Source organism: Tetragenococcus koreensis (assembly GCF_003795145.1).
Taxonomy (GTDB): Bacteria; Bacillota; Bacilli; order Lactobacillales; family Enterococcaceae; genus Tetragenococcus; species Tetragenococcus koreensis.
The window spans coordinates 2,311,363-2,329,570 of the sequence record NZ_CP027786.1; the positions used below are offsets into that span (position 1 = coordinate 2,311,363).

General features: G+C 38.1%; 16 protein-coding genes, 3 pseudogenes and 1 riboswitch. Of the genes and pseudogenes, 12 read left to right on the forward strand and 7 right to left on the reverse strand.

Features of this window, described 5'->3' with window-relative positions; genetic code table 11:
- Nucleotides 1-31: 31 nt before the first annotated feature.
- The 3 genes and pseudogenes from C7K43_RS11070 to C7K43_RS11080 all read left to right on the forward strand — a co-directional run.
- Nucleotides 32-1,552 (forward strand): annotated as a pseudogene (locus C7K43_RS11070) (transporter permease); the annotation flags it as partial.
- A 127-nt stretch (nucleotides 1,553-1,679) separates the two neighbouring features.
- Nucleotides 1,680-3,011: an ISL3 family transposase gene (locus tag C7K43_RS11075; protein ID WP_124006901.1), complete on the forward strand. Its 1,332-nt coding sequence runs from the start codon at nucleotides 1,680-1,682 to the stop codon at nucleotides 3,009-3,011.
- A gap of 76 nt (nucleotides 3,012-3,087) precedes the next feature.
- Nucleotides 3,088-3,888, forward strand: a pseudogene (locus C7K43_RS11080) (IS3-like element IS1485 family transposase); the annotation flags it as partial.
- Between the two features lie 135 nt (nucleotides 3,889-4,023).
- On the opposite strand, the gene C7K43_RS11085 reads toward C7K43_RS11080, so the two are convergent.
- The 4 genes from C7K43_RS11085 to C7K43_RS11100 all read right to left on the reverse strand — a co-directional run bounded on the left by C7K43_RS11085 (nucleotide 4,024) and on the right by C7K43_RS11100 (nucleotide 7,196).
- Entirely contained in the window at nucleotides 4,024-4,425 is a 402-nt protein-coding gene (locus tag C7K43_RS11085) for a metal-dependent transcriptional regulator (RefSeq protein WP_071862912.1), read from the reverse strand.
- A 246-nt stretch (nucleotides 4,426-4,671) separates the two neighbouring features.
- A complete protein-coding gene (locus C7K43_RS11090; RefSeq protein ID WP_067626998.1) occupies nucleotides 4,672-5,607 on the reverse strand; it encodes a metal ABC transporter solute-binding protein, Zn/Mn family in 936 nt (311 codons plus the stop codon).
- Nucleotides 5,608-5,609: 2 nt separating this feature from the next.
- Nucleotides 5,610-6,464, reverse strand: coding sequence for a metal ABC transporter permease (locus C7K43_RS11095; RefSeq protein ID WP_005879136.1), 855 nt, complete (start codon nucleotides 6,462-6,464; stop codon nucleotides 5,610-5,612).
- Nucleotides 6,465-7,196 (reverse strand): metal ABC transporter ATP-binding protein, encoded by a 732-nt coding sequence (locus C7K43_RS11100; RefSeq protein ID WP_007207888.1) that lies wholly within the window; start codon nucleotides 7,194-7,196, stop codon nucleotides 6,465-6,467.
- Between the two features lie 130 nt (nucleotides 7,197-7,326).
- Here C7K43_RS11100 and C7K43_RS11105 point away from each other — a divergent pair, with 130 nt between their 5' ends.
- Both C7K43_RS11105 and C7K43_RS11110 read left to right on the forward strand, forming a co-directional pair.
- On the forward strand, nucleotides 7,327-8,934 hold the full coding sequence (locus C7K43_RS11105) for an Nramp family divalent metal transporter (protein WP_040366370.1): 1,608 nt from the start codon (nucleotides 7,327-7,329) through the stop codon (nucleotides 8,932-8,934).
- Between the two features lie 8 nt (nucleotides 8,935-8,942).
- A complete protein-coding gene (locus C7K43_RS11110) occupies nucleotides 8,943-9,380 on the forward strand; it encodes a universal stress protein (protein WP_005879133.1) in 438 nt (145 codons plus the stop codon).
- 57 nt (nucleotides 9,381-9,437) lie between these two features.
- Here C7K43_RS11110 and C7K43_RS11115 read toward each other — a convergent pair whose 3' ends face one another.
- The 3 genes from C7K43_RS11115 to C7K43_RS11125 form a co-directional block, all read right to left on the reverse strand.
- Entirely contained in the window at nucleotides 9,438-9,635 is a 198-nt protein-coding gene (locus tag C7K43_RS11115; RefSeq protein ID WP_002297837.1) for an IS3 family transposase, read from the reverse strand.
- Between the two features lie 95 nt (nucleotides 9,636-9,730).
- Nucleotides 9,731-9,970 (reverse strand): integrase core domain-containing protein, encoded by a 240-nt coding sequence (locus tag C7K43_RS13770; protein ID WP_087060386.1) that lies wholly within the window; start codon nucleotides 9,968-9,970, stop codon nucleotides 9,731-9,733.
- Nucleotides 9,871-10,659, reverse strand: a complete 789-nt coding sequence (locus C7K43_RS11125) for an IS3 family transposase (RefSeq protein WP_143746385.1) — start codon at nucleotides 10,657-10,659, stop codon at nucleotides 9,871-9,873. Before C7K43_RS11125 ends, C7K43_RS13770 begins: the two co-directional genes overlap by 100 nt.
- A gap of 493 nt (nucleotides 10,660-11,152) precedes the next feature.
- On the opposite strand from C7K43_RS11125, the gene C7K43_RS11130 reads away from it, so the two are divergent.
- From C7K43_RS11130 to C7K43_RS11160, 7 genes and pseudogenes are all read left to right on the forward strand, one after another.
- Nucleotides 11,153-12,315, forward strand: a protein-coding gene (locus tag C7K43_RS11130) for an IS3 family transposase (RefSeq protein WP_087060381.1) whose coding sequence is annotated in 2 segments (ribosomal slippage) — nucleotides 11,153-11,429 and nucleotides 11,429-12,315 — 1,164 coding nt in all. Because the reading frame shifts where the segments join, the coding sequence is not laid out codon by codon here.
- 189 nt (nucleotides 12,316-12,504) lie between these two features.
- Nucleotides 12,505-12,717: pseudogene (locus C7K43_RS11135) on the forward strand (putative basic amino acid antiporter YfcC); the annotation flags it as partial.
- A gap of 13 nt (nucleotides 12,718-12,730) precedes the next feature.
- Complete coding sequence (gene iadA, locus C7K43_RS11140; RefSeq protein WP_124006902.1) at nucleotides 12,731-13,918, forward strand: beta-aspartyl-peptidase; 1,188 nt, start codon at nucleotides 12,731-12,733, stop codon at nucleotides 13,916-13,918.
- 175 nt (nucleotides 13,919-14,093) lie between these two features.
- Nucleotides 14,094-14,193: riboswitch (THF riboswitch) on the forward strand.
- A 49-nt stretch (nucleotides 14,194-14,242) separates the two neighbouring features.
- Nucleotides 14,243-14,782 carry a folate family ECF transporter S component gene (locus C7K43_RS11145; RefSeq protein ID WP_186810714.1) on the forward strand — a complete coding sequence of 180 codons (540 nt, stop codon included), beginning with the start codon at nucleotides 14,243-14,245 and terminating at the stop codon, nucleotides 14,780-14,782.
- A 344-nt stretch (nucleotides 14,783-15,126) separates the two neighbouring features.
- Nucleotides 15,127-16,299, forward strand: coding sequence for a glycoside hydrolase family 3 N-terminal domain-containing protein (locus tag C7K43_RS11150; RefSeq protein ID WP_124006904.1), 1,173 nt, complete (start codon nucleotides 15,127-15,129; stop codon nucleotides 16,297-16,299).
- A 50-nt stretch (nucleotides 16,300-16,349) separates the two neighbouring features.
- Entirely contained in the window at nucleotides 16,350-17,198 is an 849-nt protein-coding gene (locus C7K43_RS11155; RefSeq protein WP_124007288.1) for an aldo/keto reductase, read from the forward strand.
- Nucleotides 17,199-17,266: 68 nt separating this feature from the next.
- Entirely contained in the window at nucleotides 17,267-18,115 is an 849-nt protein-coding gene (locus C7K43_RS11160; protein WP_124006905.1) for an aldo/keto reductase, read from the forward strand.
- The last annotated feature ends 93 nt before the right edge of the window (nucleotides 18,116-18,208 follow it).

Consider the following 18,208-nt stretch of genomic DNA (forward strand, 5'->3'; position numbering starts at 1 on the left):
AGAACTGATAAAAAGAATGGAGTAAATAATTATGCAAGAAGAGCTAGAAAAAGAAGAGAAAACAGGATTCCAGATGCCGCACACCTACGTGATCATCTTTGGGATTGTGGTGGTAGCGTGGCTTTTGACTTTAGTTATCCCAGCCGGTAAATTCAGCACAGAAGAAGTAGAATACGAAACTGGTGATGGCGGAGTTGAAACACAAGAAGTGCTACAGCAGGATTCATTCCGTTATATGCATCCGCTTGAACAAGATACTTTGCGTACAGAGTTAGAAGAGCTGTCACAAGATACAGAGACATTAGCTAATCTTCAAGTGGAAGAAGAGGACTTAACGCAAGTTTTAGATGAAAACCAAGAGATTTCGTTAAGCCAATTGTCTGAAATTGGGCTGTCTGAAGATGAGCTGTATGATCTTTATGGAGATAGTGTTTATGACACGTCTGAAAATTTGAACAAAACTGCTAATGTCTGGGGAACAGAAGATCATTATGGTTTTGGTGTGTTCAATTACTTGTTTGAAGGGTTGGTAACCGGGGATCGGTTTAGTTCTGCGATCGGAATTGTGGCGATGCTTTTGGTAGTCGGCGGTGCCTTTGGAATTATCATGAAAACTGGAGCGATCGATGCTGGGATCTATGCCTTTTTACGTAACGCTCGTGGCATGCAGGATTTAGCTGTGCCTTTGATTTTTGTCGCTTTTTCTTTTATGGGCGCAACTTTTGGGGCTTCTGAAGAAGTGATTGCTTTTGCGATTATTATTGTGCCGTTTACGATTGCGTTAGGTTATGATTCGATTACGGCGGTGACGATTACAATTGCGGCGGCTGAAATCGGGAATGCGGCCTCCTGGATGAGTCCTTTTAGTATCGCGATTGCCCAAGGAATTGCCGGATTGCCAGCGTTATCTGGAGCGGGCTTTCGGATTGTCATGTGGATCGTTATCACGACCCTTGCTTGTGGTTATACGGTTCGTTATGCCAGAAAAATCAAAGCTAATCCGACCCAATCTGTAACCTACAAGTCAGATGGCTACTTCCGCAAAAATTTAAAGGGACAAAAGGAAGTAGACCATCCATTTACCTTAGGTCATAAAGTAATTTTGTTGGAATTATTAGTAGGTTTAATTTGGATTGTTTATGGTGTGATGGCTCAAGGGTTTACGATCCCGGAAATGGCTTCTCAATTCTTTGTAATCGGACTAGGTGCAGGCGTGATCGCTATTGTTTTACGTGTGAATAATATGAGAATTAATGATGTTGCATCAGCCTTTCAAGATGGTGTGGCAGACCTTGCTCCAACAGCTGCAGTTGTCGGCATGGCCCAAGGGATTCTTTTAGTATTAGGCGGTTCAGATGCAGGTAGTTATTCAGCTTTAAATACAATTTTACACAGTGTCGGTCAACTCTTATCAGGCGTGCCTTCAATGATCGCTGCTTGGTTTATGTATATTTTCCAAAGTTTATTTAACTTAGTCGTGACATCTAATTCAGGACAAGCTGCATTAACTATGCCAATTATGGCACCTTTAGCAGACTTGGCGGGCGTTTCGGTTCTATAATATATGACGTTGGTGAGAAATCACTGGCGTCTTTTTTTGTCTCAGAAAATAGAAAACAAGTGAGTTCTCCTGTAGAATAATAGTCGACAAAAACCAAATATCCATAGGAGGAACTCACTTGCCTACATCAAATGATATGCAAAATGTACTAGATATTCAAGACAAAAACATGATTTTCGAAGATAACTGCGTGTCTTATGGGATACACAAACAAAAGAAATGTAAATTTATAGACTGTACATTGACTTATATTCCTACGGAATGTAAGAAATGTCAGGAACCAAACAAGGACTTCTCTATCTATAAAAATGGGACTCAGACTTCTAGAATCACTTTTCCAATATCTGGCATTTACCCGACCTATCTTAGAGTGAAAAAGCAGCGGTTCAAGTGTACATCTTGTGAAGCAACATTTACTGCGGAAACACCGATTGTAAAAGAGGCGTGTTTTATCTCTAATTTTATCAAAGCAGAAATACTGGCGAAGTCAGCTGATGCTCGTTCGATCAAGAGCTTGGCAGAAGAGACGAATGTCTCTTCCACAACGATTCAAAGAATCATCAATGAACAGGTGAAGTATTATCGACCTTACTATCATTCATTGCCGGAGAACTTGTCTTTTGATGAGTTTAAGTATGGTAATGGGCAAATGGCTTTTGAGTATATTGATGTCGTAACAGGAACGATACTAGATATTTTAGAAAGCAAAGATACTCGTACAATCAAAGATCACTTCTGTTCTCGATACAGCCAAAACCAGAGAAATCAGGTCAAAACGATTACGACAGACATGAATGCCAGTTACGTCAGCTTCATCCCTGAACTGTTTCCAAACGCTGATATCATTATTGATCGATTTCATATCGTTCAGCTCGTGAACCGAGCGATGAACAAAACACGCGTAAAAGTCATGAATCGACTTCGAACGTCCAATGGAGAAGACCAAAAGAAGTACAGACGACTCAAACGCTTCTGGAAGAAACTACTGAAGAAAGAGTCCGAGTTGTCTTATACTACCTATCAATACTTTCCCATGTTCGGACAGCGTCTGGAATCAGCAATCGTTTCTGAGATGTTGGCGTACGATCCAGAACTAAAAGCAACTTATACAATGTATCAAGCTATTCTTAAAGCCGTCGAACACAATGACTCAAAACAGTTAAGAACTGTTTTAGATCAACCCGCTTCTCCTGAACTATCTGGATACATGAAAACCAGTTTAAAGACGTTGAGCGCTCATTTTCCTCATATCCAAAACACCTTCTATTATCCTTATAACAATGGAAAGATAGAGGGAATCAATAACAAGATCAAAGTATTGAACCGGGTAGCCTATGGTTACGGTAACTTTATTCATTATAAAAATCGCATTATCCTGCACTTCAATTTAAAACCAATCAGAAATAAAATCAAAATGATAGAAAAAGAAAGAGAACATACAGCAGCGTAAGCTCGTTGTACATCCTCTTCCAAAATCTATTATTATTTGACTTTATTCTTTACCAACGTTGTTTGACAGAGAACCTTATTATCAATCAAAACCAAAGAAAGACGAATCAGAACTTGAAGAAGTAGTCGCTGAAGAATTTATCCGCAGCCGAAAGGCCTACGGCTCAAGAAAAATAAAAAAAGCCTTATCAAAACGAGGCATTCAGATCAGCCGACGAAAAATTAGTAGAATCATGAAAAATAGAGGATTAAAATCGAGCTATACTGTTGCTTATTTTAAAGTACATCATTCTACTTGCAATGAAGCCAAAACGACAAACGTATTGAATCGTAAATTCTTAAGAGACAACCCATTAGAAGCGATCGTAACAGACTTGACTTATGTACGAGTCGAGAAAAAATGGAATTATGTCTGTTTCATTTTGGATCTGTTCAATCGAGAAATTCTCGGCTATTCTTGTGGAGAACATAAAGATGCCGTTCTAGTAAAAAAAGCATTTAGCCGTATCAAACAACCTCTGACAGAGGTTGAGATTTTTCATACTGATCGTGGAAAAGAGTTTGATAACCAAGCTATTGATGAATTATTAACAACTTTTGACATCAATCGATCATTGAGTCATAAAGGCTGTCCTTTTGATAATGCCGTAGCTGAATCAACTTATAAGTCGCTGAAAGTAGAATTTGTCTATCAATACACATTTGAAACCTTACAACAATTGGATTTGGAGTTATTTGACTATGTCAATTGGTGGAACCACCTTCGGTTGCACGGTACACTTGGCTACGAGACACCGGTTGGTTACCGTAACCAGAGATTGGCGCAGCGAATCCTTGATAATGAGCTCGGATGTGCTAACGCTAGCGAGGCAGTCTAACTTTAACTGTTAGCTCCTGCCGAAGATCGTCACATCCGAGGAGGCTCATTGTCAAGGACAATCGGAATAGCATACGGAAAGAAGTTCTGCACCTTATAAAATTTGTCAAAAAAACTGTTGCCATTCCAACTTATTTTATGAAAAGTATTTATCATATTGGATACGACTTTCAATAGTCTCCTGTTCTATATAACATTTAAGTCTTTCAAAAAATAGAGAGCTATGAATTTGTAGGAGTTCATTTATAATTTCTGGTGCCTCAGTTCTAGAAATGCCGAGATATGATGTTAAGAAAGTTGAGAGTATGAGACGTCTTTCTTTAAGTAAAGCTACTTGTTCCTCACCCGAGGATGTTAAAAAAACACCTTGATAAGAAATGTGCTGAATCATATTTTGATTTACCAGTCTATCCATTATTTCTGTAACAGAAGAAGGCTTGACCTCTAGGATATCAGCAACCTGTCTATTTCTTACCAACTTTTTATCTTTACTAAGTTTGTCAATAACTAGCAGATACTTTTCTTGGGTTGGTGTCAATGTTAGTTCTCCTTTCAAGTAAAATCAGTAGCATCCTACGTTATTAAACTGGGGTGTCTTTATGTAACATATCTAAAAATAATCCTAAGAAAAAAATTAGCTAAGTAATAATTTGTCTTTTGATGATATCTTATCGTAATGAGATATCTGAGGACCGCTCAATCATCAAAAGTCGTCCCTCTAAATAAACTACAAGAATAATTACTTAGAGGGAAACTTTAAAATATCAATATGTTTTTAACATTGCTAAGCTAGACCATCATGAATTTTGTTTAGATTCCATTTCATCATTGTATAGTAGGTATCGCCTTCGGAACCTTCTTTTGCTAATGAATCAGTAAAAATTTTGGAATAAATTTCTAATCCCGTTTCATCGGCAACTTTATTCATTGACTTAGATGAAACAGAGGTTTCTACGAACAAATGTTTGACATCAGAGTTTTCTATTTTAGCTAACACAGCTTTCATTTGTTCGGGAGTACCTTGAGATTCGGTATTGATTTCCCAAATGTAAGCTGGCGCAACATGATAGGCTTTTGAGAAGTATTTGAAGGCACCCTCTGAGGTGACCAATAAACGCTGTGATTCAGGAATATCGAGAAATTTTGATTGCGCTTCCTCATGTAACTTTTGTAATTTTTTGATATAAGCATCAGAATTAGTTTGGTAATAATCTGCATTTTTTGAATCTTTTTCCTTTAAGACTTTGGTGATTGTTTTGACGTATTGAACACCATTGGCTAAATCAAGCCAGGCATGAGGATCTTCTTCTTCGACGTTGGTTGTTAAGTGCTCCGGTGTTACACCTTCACTGGCGGCGAAAACATCTTTATCGAATTCTTTATGAGCAGTGCTTACCAACTTCTTGAACCAACCACTACCGCCAGTTTCTAAATTCAGTCCGTTGTGAAATAAAACTGTTGCATCTGTTGCTTTTGAGATATCTTCCGGTTTAGGTTCATACTCGTGGGGATCCACGCCGCGTTGAACAATACTATATAGTTCAACGCGATCTTTAGCCACATTTTTAACCATGTCTTCCAAAATCGAGTTTGTAGTTACTACGCTGATTTTTTTGGAATCTGTTGATTGTTTGGAATCTCCACTTCGTCCGTTGACAAAAAAGATTACTCCGGCGACGGCTGCGATCACTACTACGATGGTTACTAATATTCTTTTCATATTTACGCCTCTTTTCTATTTTTGTGTATATGTAACAAGTTTTGTTTTGGTGAGAAGATAAAGGAAATTAAGAATAACCCTGCTGCGACAATAACAATCGCTGGACCAGAAGCCCAGTTGAATGTGTAGCTGAAGTACAAACCACAAATTGATGCGACAACACCAAATATAGCGGAGAAAACAAGCATCACGGACAAGCGGTCGGTCCAAAAGTATGCTGTTGCAGCTGGCGTAATTAACATGGCCACTACTAAGATGATTCCGACAGTTTGTAATGCTGATACGGTTACTAGCGTTAAGACGAGCATAAGGCTATAGTGGATTAGTTGGGTATTTAATCCATATGTTTTAGCGAAGGTCTGATCAAAGGAAGTGATTAACAATTCTTTATAAAATACTTGTACAAAAATAATCACAATTCCTAAAACAATTGCCGTTGTGATCATATCACTATTACTAACAGCTAGAATGTTTCCAAATAAAATATGGTGTAGATTGGTTGAGCTTTCGGCCATAGAGATTAAAATGAATCCCAATGCATAAAAGAAGCTGAAGACAACCCCTATTGCAGTATCTACTTTGATTTTACTATGAGAAGCCACGTAGCCGATTAACATTGCAGCTAGTACACCAAAAATAGATGCTCCAATCAAGATATTTATACCTAACATATAAGCAACAGCAACCCCTGGCAATACTGAATGAGAAATAGCGTCCCCCATCAAAGACATTCCTCGTAGAATGATGAAACTCCCAATAATCCCAGACATAATCCCCACCATTATTGCAGTGATTAATGCACTTTGAAGGAAATCATATTTTCCTAACGCTTGAAAAAAATCCGAGAGAGCAGTCATTCAATTTACCTCCTGAAATAGAACTGAAGATAAGTCATCACTGAATGCTTTACTGATATTCTTCGAATTGTAGACTTCTTGAGTTGGCCCAAAGTCAATGATTCCGTGATTCATAATGACTAATTCATCAAAGTAATCATAAACTTTATTTAAATCGTGATGGATAACGATAATGGTTTTTTGTTCGTCTCGCCATTGTTTTAAAATAGCCATGATGGCACGCTCACTTTCCACATCAATTCCAACAAAAGGTTCATCTAAGACAACAATTTCTGCCTGTTGTAAAATTGCTCGAGCTACGAATACCCGCTGTAATTGTCCGCCTGACAAATTACCTATTTGCCGATTAGCAAAGTCAGTCATTTTAACTTGCTCAAGAGCTGCATCACAAGCAACACGTTCGCTTTTTCCTGGAGTCTTAAACAATCCCAGTTTTCCATAACTACCAGTTAAAACCAAATCATAGACATTGATTGGAAAACTGAGATCTAAATCCTTTCGTTGCTCTACATAGGCAACCTTCTTTTTTACTGTTGCCATTGAATGACCATCAAGCGCGCTACTACCTGATTTTGGATGAATAAGACCCAATATTGCCTTGATTAAAGTAGATTTACCAGCTCCATTAGGTCCGATAATGCCAGTAATCTTCCCTGCATTAAAATGGACGGATAAATTATTGAATACCGGTGTATCGCAGTACGCAACAGATAATTTTTTTACAGTTAACAAATAAAAACCTCCTTTAAAAACTAAATTTTTCTAATTTTAGTATAACCTCTAAAAATATTTTGGTCAACCTTATTTTTTTTAGGTTTGTCTAATATTTTGCTTTAATTTAATAAAAAAGAGGTGTATGCTTATGATGTTTTTAAAGGAAGGTGGAAATATTTTGAAAGATACAACAAGTCAGTCCGGTAAAGAGCACAAACCTCGATTAATTCAGCATGCGAATGGTCCCTCTTTAGAGGAAATTAACGGAACTGTCGAGGTACCCAAAGGCAAAGGCTTTTGGAAAATCCTGTTCGCCTATTCTGGACCGGGAGCATTAGTTGCTGTGGGATATATGGATCCAGGCAACTGGTCTACTTCGATTACGGGTGGGCAAAACTTCCAGTATTTATTAATGTCGGTCATTTTAATGTCTAGTTTAATTGCAATGCTATTACAATATATGGCTGCTAAATTGGGAATTGTTAGTCAAATGGATTTAGCTCAAGCAATTCGAGCGAGAACGAGTAAAAAACTAGGAATCATTTTATGGATTTTAACGGAATTAGCGATTATGGCAACAGATATTGCGGAAGTAATTGGCGCATCAATTGCTCTTTATTTACTTTTTAATATTCCGCTTGTCGTCGCAGTCTTTATTACGGTATTTGATGTTTTATTATTATTGTTGTTAACGAAAGTTGGTTTTAGAAAAATTGAAGCAATAGTTGTCTGTTTGATTTTTGTAATTCTTTTTGTGTTTGTTTATCAAGTAGCGTTGTCTGATCCTAATTGGGGGGATGTACTTAAAGGATTGGTTCCGACTGGTGAAACGTTCTCCTCTACACATTCAATTGGTGGTCAAACGCCTTTAACTGGTGCATTAGGAATTATTGGTGCAACAGTTATGCCTCATAATTTATATCTACATTCGGCTGTGTCTCAGACTCGAAAGATAAATCGTACGGATGAAGATGAAATCGCCAATGCTGTACGATTTTCAACATGGGATTCTAACATTCAATTGACTCTCGCTTTTTTTGTTAACTCCTTATTGCTCATAATGGGAGTTGCTGTTTTTAAAACAGGGGCAGTGAAAGATCCATCATTCTTTGGGTTGTATGAGGCTTTATCAAATCCGGATACATTGAGTAACGGAATTTTAATCACCGTTGCAAAATCAGGTCTTCTTTCTACATTATTCGCAGTCGCGTTACTAGCTTCTGGACAAAATTCAACGATTACCGGAACTTTAACTGGACAAGTAATTATGGAGGGATTCATTCATATGAGAATGCCAATTTGGCTAAGACGTTTAATTACGCGTTTGATTTCAGTTATCCCAGTGTTAATCTGTGTAATTATTACAAGCAGGCAAGGAACGATTCGGGAGCACACAGCGTTAAATACACTAATGAATAATTCACAAGTCTTCTTAGCTTTTGCGTTACCATTTTCGATGGTACCATTATTAATGATGACCAATAGTGAGGTGGAAATGGGAAGCCGGTTTAAAAATTCGATAGTTATTCGGATACTAGGATGGGGTTCAGTAATTGGATTGACATATTTAAATTTGATTGGATTGCCCGGCCAAATTGAAGGTTTTTTTGGTGAAAAGGTGACATCAAGCCAACTTGTACTAGCTGATTCTATTGCCTATGTCATTATCGTCGCAGTATTACTACTGTTAGCGTGGACAATTATTGAACTGTATAAAGGAAATAAAAAATATAATCAATTAATTAATGAAAGGTAAGATGCACTATGGAAGGATTTGATGAATTTAAAAATATTTTAGTTGGGGTAGATGAATCAGAAGGAGCTCAAAAAGCCTTTCAATATGCTGTAAAGCAAGCGAGTAAAACTGGAGCCGCATTACTGATTGCCTCAATTTTAGAAATTGAAGAGTTGAATGTTTATGAAGCGTTAGACCCTGAGTACTTGAGCCAGAAACAAAGTCAATTGTTACTTAATTTGGAAAAGTACAAACAATATGCAGAAAATAGCGGTGTAAAAAACATTCAGCTGTACAGTGGAGAAGGTGATCCGGCCGAGGAAATTACTAAGACGATTTTGCCAGCAACATCTGCAGATATCTTAATCATTGGATCGCGATCAATGCATGGAATTAAAGGATATTTTGGTTCGCATGCTACTTATATGGTTAAAAATTCTCCAATCTCAATTACAGTTATTAAGTAAATATTGCAGATAATATGTATTTGGGTCAATATCTTGGACAAATTTTAATAGAGATGGTTATGCTATTTCCTCTCTTGACAGGTCTTCAAACTCCTGTGGAGTTAGATAACCAATCGAACTAATGTAGCTAAATAGCGCTCGTTTGGCTTCTTCAAAATCTGAGTAAGTAGTCGTATAGACCTCTTCTTTTTTCAATGATGCATAGGAAGATTCGATTATTGTATACTGGCTGCATAAATCCGTTTGTAGAACCATTCCTCCTGGAATGTGATAATGCTTTTTGGATTAGAGTCAATAGCTGAGACACTTTTTACGAGAGATTTTTTATGTTAAGCAGCCAGTATCTTTTTCTAAAATTCAACCGGAGACAGATATGCTAAAGCACTGTGAATTCTGTGGTTGTTATAAAATCCTTGAACGTAACTGAAAATTTGTCGCCTTGCTTCTTCAAAAGTTTGATATATTGGTCGTTGGGACACATGTTCTTTCTTCAATAATGCATGGAATGATTCGATTCCTTCGTTATCGTAGGGACAGCCTTTACGGCTGTAGGAATGGTGATAGTTAATTCTTTCAGCCGTTCTTCGTATTCATTACTTGTATACTGCGACCCTAAATCGGTATGCAAAATCAGCCCATTTTCAACATTTCTATTTGAAACAGCGTCCTCAAGGGCTTTTTCTACAATAACAGTCGTCATATTACGATCAAAGTGATAACCGATAATTTTTCTTGAATGAAGGTCCATGATGGTTGAGAGATAGCACCATCCATCGTCTAACGTATGGATGTATGTGATATCAGCTACCCATTTCTGATTCAACCTAGTAGTAGAAAAATCTTGCTTCAATAAATTTTGATAGTTTTTCAAGAGTTTCTTGGCAGGCTTACCTGCTTTGAATTTCTTAATGACAATAGATCGGATCTTTTGACGCCTCATTGATCTCTGAATACATTTCATGCTGATTTTTCGATAGTCTGAATAGTTTTGTGCGAGTATATAATGAATTTTCCCAGCACCGTAGACACGACCACTTTCGTGGTAGACACGGAGGACTCGACGATCCAACAAAACTTGTTCGTTAGCTCTTTTGGATGGGGTCGGATTAATTTTACGATAGTACACAGCTCTAGATATGCCAAGCAGACGACACATTTTTGACACACTGTGATGGCCTGCTTCTCTTTCTTGACGGATGAATTCAATGATTTCTATTTCTTTGCCAGCAGGCCGAGTGATTTTTTTAAGATGAGGAGTTCCTCGTCTTTTTCTTTTAATTGCTTTTTTAAAGCTTTAGCTTCGTCCGGAGTAAGTCCGCCCGGACTTATTCTGGTTGTAACTTGAACCCACTTTAGTATAGTAGAATATCCAACTTCGTATTCTAAGGATAATTGTCGTGCTTATTTTCCTTGTTTGTGCAACTCTAAAATCGCTTCTTAAATTCTTTCGTGTAGCGTTTTGGCATGACGAGACACCTTCCTTTGAGATTAGTTTACCCTCTCTCAAAATCTGTCTCAACTTCTATCCTACATCCAGGACTTAATAGTTATTAACAAACACTATTATGAATATCAATTCATGCGCGGATTAAAATATGCTATCGATACCAGTAGTGTTGTGCTTGCGGATAGTATATAAATTTAATAAAAGATTCATTAAAAAAATTACATATAGGATAATTTTGTAGGTATGAATCTGGATAGGCTACAATTAACTAGACAGAAAAATTAAGGTGTGTAGACTAGAAGAAAATATACCAGGAGGAATTTTTATGTCTAAGAGAACACGAAGAACTTTTTCACAAGAATTCAAGCAACAAATCGTCAATCTTTACTTAGCTGGAAAGCCACGTGTAGAAATCATTCGAGAATATGAACTAACGGCTTCAGCATTTGACAAATGGGTAAAGCAATCTAAAACGAGTGGTTCATTCAAAGAAAAAGATAATCTTACGCCTGAACAAAAAGAATTGTTAGAACTACGTAAAAGAAACCAGCAATTAGAAATGGAAAATGATATTTTAAAGCAAGCAGCGCTGATATTCGGACGAAGAGACAAGTAATCGATGCGAATAAGCATCTTTACCCTATATCAGCGATGTGCAGAATATTAGGTCTATCACGTCAGTCCTATTATTATCAATCAAAACCAAAGAAAGACGAATCAGAACTTGAAGAAGTAGTCGCTGAAGAATTTATCCGCAGCCGAAAGGCCTACGGCTCAAGAAAAATAAAAAAAGCCTTATCAAAACGAGGCATTCAGATCAGCCGACGAAAAATTAGTAGAATCATGAAAAATAGAGGATTAAAATCGAGCTATACTGTTGCTTATTTTAAAGTACATCATTCTACTTGCAATGAAGCCAAAACGACAAACGTATTGAATCGTAAATTCTTAAGAGACAACCCATTAGAAGCGATCGTAACAGACTTGACTTATGTACGAGTCGAGAAAAAATGGAATTATGTCTGTTTCATTTTGGATCTGTTCAATCGAGAAATTCTCGGCTATTCTTGTGGAGAACATAAAGATGCCGTTCTAGTAAAAAAAGCATTTAGCCGTATCAAACAACCTCTGACAGAGGTTGAGATTTTTCATACTGATCGTGGAAAAGAGTTTGATAACCAAGCTATTGATGAATTATTAACAACTTTTGACATCAATCGATCATTGAGTCATAAAGGCTGTCCTTTTGATAATGCCGTAGCTGAATCAACTTATAAGTCGCTGAAAGTAGAATTTGTCTATCAATACACATTTGAAACCTTACAACAATTGGATTTGGAGTTATTTGACTATGTCAATTGGTGGAACCACCTTCGGTTGCACGGTACACTTGGCTACGAGACACCGGTTGGTTACCGTAACCAGAGATTGGCGCAGCGAATCCTTGATAATGAGCTCGGATGTGCTAACGCTAGCGAGGCAGTCTAACTTTAACTGTTAGCTCCTGCCGAAGATCGTCACATCCGAGGAGGCTCATTGTCAAGGACAATCGGAATAGCATACGGAAAGAAGTTCTGCACCTTATAAAATTTGTCAAAAAAACTGTTGCCATTCCATCTAAAAATAATTCAATAAAAAAGATTATTATTCTCCACCAACGTCATTTGACGTAGAACCGGCGTTTCAAGACAAGTAGCTGTACTTTGTTTCCAATTAGGTGCTGGTTTTGTCGATGCCTTTACGCCAGTTTCTGCCAGCTTGATCGGTGTATTAGGAATTGCTCACATGAATTGGAGCCAATGGGCGAAGTTCCAAATCAAAATGCAAGGCTTTTTATTCGTTATTGGAAGTGCCTTTATTATCGGCGCAGTACTGATTGGTTATCACTAAGGAGGCGATACAGATGAAGTTACTCAAACAGATTGCAACTTATGCTCCCGAATATCAAGGAATCAAAGATATCTTACTTGCCAACGATAAAATTATCGCTATTGCAGACCAGATCGATACCTCAATTACTGGTGTTGAAGTAGAAGAAATCGATGGCAGTGGTAAAGTTGCGGTCCCAGGTTTTATTGACAGCCATTTCCATTTACTGGGTGGTGGCGGCGAAAACGGGTTTCACAATCGTACGCCAGAAGTACAATTAAGTCAGCTAACGACAGCTGGTGTGACAACTGTGGTCGGCGTACTGGGGACTGACGGCGTTGGACGTGATGATATGGCGTTGTTGAGTAAAGCACGCGGATTAGAAACAGAAGGAATGACCACCTATATGTATGTGGGCAATTATCGCTTGCCAGTAGAAACGATTACCGATTCAGTCATCAAAGATTTGATGGCCATTGATAAAGTCATTGGTATCGGCGAGATCGCGATTGCAGATCATAGAAATGGGGCTCCTACCTTTGCGGAATTTGCGCATGCTGCAGCTGATGCCCGAGTGGGTGGTTTATTAGCAGGAAAAGCAGGCGTAACTAATATTCACGTGGGCCCTGGTAAAAGTCGTTTAGCTTTTATCAAGCAAGCTTTGGAAGAAACCGATATTCCGGTGACTAATTTTTATCCCACCCATTGTGAAAGAAATGAAGAATTGTTAGACGAAGCTATTGCGTTGGCTAAAGCAGGGGGCGTTTTTGATATCACTGGCAGTGAAAATCCTGATCAAACTTATGAATTAGATGGATCGATTCCGTTTCGTCAATGTTTGAAACGAGTGCTTGATGAAGGGCTCGACCCGGATTGTATAACGATGACCTCTGACGGCCAAGGCAGCTTACCGATTTTTGATGAAAATAATCATTTTGTGCAAATGGGCGTAGGTAGCTCGAAATCACTTTTAGTCGGTGTAAAAGAAAGTGTTCAAAGAGAAAATATTCCACTAGAGATTGCTTTACGCGCTATTACAAGTGCTCCGGCCAAATTGTTGAAATTTACGAATAAAGGGCAATTGAAAGCAGGATTTGACGCCGATCTTGTTTTACTTGATGAGACCACTCTATCGATTGATACAGTAATCGCCAAAGGAGAAACAATGGTTGAAAAGGGCGTAGCAGTCAAATGGGGGACCTTTGAACAAAATGAAGTGTGAAATGCATTGAGCTTTCACATTTTCCGAAGCTAAGTTTAAAAAAGAAGGTTTGCAAATTTTATTTTTAAATCTAAATGAACAAAATGCAAGTTACGCTTCTTTAAAAAACAAATCCATTGTAGTTCTTAGACTCCTGTGCTATAGTCTTTGTGGTGGATAAAAGATCCATTAATAAATCAGAGTAGAAAACAGAGCGTCAAGTGCCGGAAGGATGGGATGTTGCTTTCTGGACGAAGGACAGATTTGTTCGCGGTTTTGTTTTCGCATTCGCTGCATTTTAAATGTAGCAGCTCTAGCGACACGTTTGCGTGCCGTAAAAAGGAGATGCTAGTAATGAAAAAAAAGATCAATGCACATATGATTACCATGCTAGGGCTATTGATCGCACTGACCGTTATTTTGTCGCGTGTCTTAGGTTTTGAGTGGCAATTTATCAAAATTTCTTTTGACTTTGTCCCTAAAATTATCATGGGCGCGCTATTTGGTCCGGTTTGGACCGGAGTAGGGGCGGTTGCCGCAGATACGATCGGAATGATGCTATTTGCCAGAGCACCTTTTTTTCCTGGATTTACCCTGAATGCATTTATCAGTGGGTTACTTTATGGCTACTTCTTTTATCAAAAAGAAGTGACTTGGAAAAATGCGATTCTTTGCTCTTTGTCAATTACAATCATTGTCAGCTTAATTTTAACACCAATATGGTTAGCGATCATGTATAACCAACCACTAACTAGTTGGGTTATTTGGGGGCCGCGACTGGTAAAAGCTTTAGTCATGTTCCCAGTTCAATCGATTTTGAATTATATCGTAGGCCGTGCCTTACCGCTGAAACGATTGAAGAGCTATTTACTTACGATTCGTTAATTTAAATGAACAATAACATCCAAAAACAGCTGCATTTATACGAGTGTAGTTTAAAAGGGCAACTCCGCGTTAATTTACGGAGCTGCTTTTTTATTGCTCATTTATTAGATAAAATAACTTCTTCTGGTAAACATTACAATGAAAAACTATTGGAGGCACATCAGCGAAGTAGCCACCAAAATAAAATTTTTAGAGAATGGTTAAAGTAGTAGAAAAATAATATATTCAATCTTGTTAGAAAATGCGTTAAAATAGAGGAAAGAAAAAAGTTTTATCTTGAAAACAAGGATAACTTCAAGTGCCACAAGGTGAAACAATAATCGAAATTTTTTAGGAGTATAGAGATGAAGAAAAAAGGGATTATTATTAGTTTAGCTGCTGTTTTGGTGGCAATTTGCGCAGGTAGTATTTGGGCATTGACGCGGGATGAAGAAAAGCAAACAACAGCGGCCACTTCAACCAGTTCTACTGCAAAAACGATGGAAAGTAGTAGCTCAGAGCCAGCAGAAAATAGTATCGATACGATGATTGATAATATGTCGCTGGAAGAAAAAGTGGGTCAGTTGTTTTTTGTGCGTACACCGCCGGAAAACCAAATTTCTGATATCCAAAATTATCATTTAGGCGGGTATGTTTTATTTGGTGATGATACGGAAAACGCCACTAAAGAAAGTTTACAAGAACAGATTCAGTCTTTTCAAGAAGCTAGCGATATTCCACTGTTGATTGGTTCTGATGAAGAAGGCGGAACAGTTACGCGAATTAGTAATAATTCGGAGTTGGTTGATCAACCATTTAAAGCACCGCAAGAAATTTATGCTGAAAATGGCTGGCAAGGGATTATTCAAGATACTGAACAAAAAGCGGCTACTCTTGATGAATTGGGCATTAATACCGGACTGTTTCCTGATGCAGATGTATCAACAGACGAAGAGTCGTTTATTTATGATCGTACCATTGGTATGGATGCCAAAGGAACCAGCAAATACGTAGAAAATGTTGTCAAAGCATTGGAAGAAGCCCAAAGTGGTTCGACTTTAAAACATTTCCCAGGTTATGGGAACAATCGCGATTCACATGTTGAAATTGTGACTGACGACCGGTCATTAGAAGAATTACGTCAAAATGACTTTCTGCCTTTTGAAGCAGGCATTAAAGCGGGCGCAGACAGCGTATTGGTTTCGCATAATATTGTAAATAGTATTGATCCTGATGCTCCTGCTTCCATTTCTCCTGCTGTTCATGAAATTTTGCGTGATGAGTTAAATTTTGATGGGGTAGTGATGACAGACGATATGGATATGGCTGGATTAGCAGACTTTATTTCCCAAGAAGAAGCGGGCTTAGCAGCATTAAAAGCAGGAAATGATTTAGTGATGTCTTCAAGCTATCAAAGCCAAATTCCTTATGTCATTCAAGCTGTTGAGGACGGCGATTTTTCAGAAGAAGAACTAGACGTCTCTGTTCAACGTGTATTGACTTGGAAAGAGGATTTAGGCATTTTACATGAAAATTAAGTAAATCTCTTTTATAATGGACGTAGAACCAAAGAAGGGAAGGATATATGATGACATTGAATAACAAGTTTCTTTTGAATGATGGAACGAGTTTACCACACATTGCGCTGGGAACAATTGACCTGCAAGGTGGCAAAGGTGTCCATCAAGCCCTCGCTGCCCTTGATATTGGCTACCGTGTTCTTGATACAGCAACCAATTACAATAACGAAGGCATGATAGGCGAAGTTGTTCGTCGTTCATCAATTCCTAGAGAGCAACTCTATGTGAGTGCAAAACTCCCTGGGTTAGCACACAAATATGATAAAGCGATCGCGCTTATTCAAGAATCGCTATATCGCACAGGTTTAGATTATTTTGATAAATTCCTGATCCACTGGCCCAACCCTAAAGAAGGATTGTACGTTGAAGCTTGGCAAGCCCTCGTGGATGCGCAAAAATATGGGTTGATCAAGACAATCGGAGTTTCCAATTTCTTACCAGAACATTTAGATAATATTATTGAAGCAACGGGCGTAACGCCAGCAACCAACCAAATTGAACGTCATCCTTACTTTAATAACAAAGATTTAGTTGCAGAAAACGATAAACGTGGCATTGTTTCTGAAGCTTGGAGTCCATTTGGTCGCGAAATCAACGATGTGTTGACTAATGACACTATCAAAGAAATTGCTAAAAAATACGGTCGTAGTCCTGCACAAGTGATTATTAACTGGGATAATCAAAACCATGTATTTCCAGTGGTTCGCTCAGCTAATCCTAAACATCAATATGAAAACTTCCATTATACAGATTTTGAATTAGCTCAAGAAGATTTGGTTAAAATCGATGCCTTAGATAAGGGAGAAGAAGGCCGTGTCGAAGGCCAAAACCCAAACGAATACGAAGAATTTGTTTAATAAAGGAAAAAAAGCATGTCTGTTTAATAGGCATGCTTTTTCTATTGAATTTATGAGGAGGATGTCTAATGACATTGTATGATCAATTTTATTTAAACGATGGCACAACTTTACCTCATGTTGGATTTGGAACAGTCCATATCCAAGGAGGTAAAGGGGTTCATCAGGTGTTGTCCGCGCTTGATGTTGGGTATCGTGTCCTTGATACCGCAACAGGTTATAATAATGAAGGTATGGTAGGCGAAGCTGTTCGACGTTCTTCTATTCCTAGAGAACAACTCTATGTAAGCGACAAGCTCCCTGGTTTAGCGCATCGGTATGACAAAGCGATCGACCTTATCCAAGAAACCCTTTATCGAACAAAGTTAGATTATTTTGATAAATATCTTATCCACTGGCCCAATCCTCAAGAAGGTTTATACGTCGAAGCTTGGCAAGCCCTCGTGGACGCACAAAAATATGGACTCATTAAGACAATCGGTGTTTCCAACTTTTTACCAGAACATTTAGATAACATTATTGAAGCAACAGGCGTAACCCCAGCAACCAACCAAATTGAGCGTCACCCTTACTTTAATAACAAAGAATTAGTCAAAGAAAATGACAAACGCGGGATTTTATCCGAAGCCTGGAGTCCTTTTGGTCGTGAAATCAATGATACGTTAACCAATAATACGATTAAAGAAATTGCTGAAAAATACGGTCGTAGCCCTGCGCAAATTATTCTTAACTGGGACAACCAAAGTCGCGTCTTTCCTGTAGTGAGATCCGCAGATCAAAAACATCAATCGGATAATTTCCACTATTTAGACTTTGAACTAGCCCAAGAAGATTTGGAAAAAATCGACGCCTTAGACAGAGGCGAACAAGGACGTATCGAAGGACAAAATCCAAACGAATACGAAGAATTTACTTAATAAAAAATAACACAAACGCCTGCCTGTCTTAGTTGATGAGCAGGTGTTTTTATTTGGCCAGCGAATACTTATTATGCGTGTTTAACCCCACAG

Coding starts and splice junctions, on each gene's coding strand:
- C7K43_RS11090 (WP_067626998.1), bottom strand. CDS start 5,607: ATGAAAAGAATATTAGTAACCATCGTAGTAGTGATCGCAGCCGTCGCC.
- C7K43_RS11095 (WP_005879136.1), bottom strand. CDS start 6,464: ATGACTGCTCTCTCGGATTTTTTTCAAGCGTTAGGAAAATATGATTTC.
- C7K43_RS11105 (WP_040366370.1), top strand. CDS start 7,327: ATGATGTTTTTAAAGGAAGGTGGAAATATTTTGAAAGATACAACAAGT.
- C7K43_RS11110 (WP_005879133.1), top strand. CDS start 8,943: ATGGAAGGATTTGATGAATTTAAAAATATTTTAGTTGGGGTAGATGAA.
- C7K43_RS11115 (WP_002297837.1), bottom strand. CDS start 9,635: ATGGTTCTACAAACGGATTTATGCAGCCAGTATACAATAATCGAATCT.
- iadA (WP_124006902.1), top strand. CDS start 12,731: ATGAAGTTACTCAAACAGATTGCAACTTATGCTCCCGAATATCAAGGA.
- C7K43_RS11145 (WP_186810714.1), top strand. CDS start 14,243: ATGCTAGTAATGAAAAAAAAGATCAATGCACATATGATTACCATGCTA.
- C7K43_RS11150 (WP_124006904.1), top strand. CDS start 15,127: ATGAAGAAAAAAGGGATTATTATTAGTTTAGCTGCTGTTTTGGTGGCA.
- C7K43_RS11155 (WP_124007288.1), top strand. CDS start 16,350: ATGACATTGAATAACAAGTTTCTTTTGAATGATGGAACGAGTTTACCA.
- C7K43_RS11160 (WP_124006905.1), top strand. CDS start 17,267: ATGACATTGTATGATCAATTTTATTTAAACGATGGCACAACTTTACCT.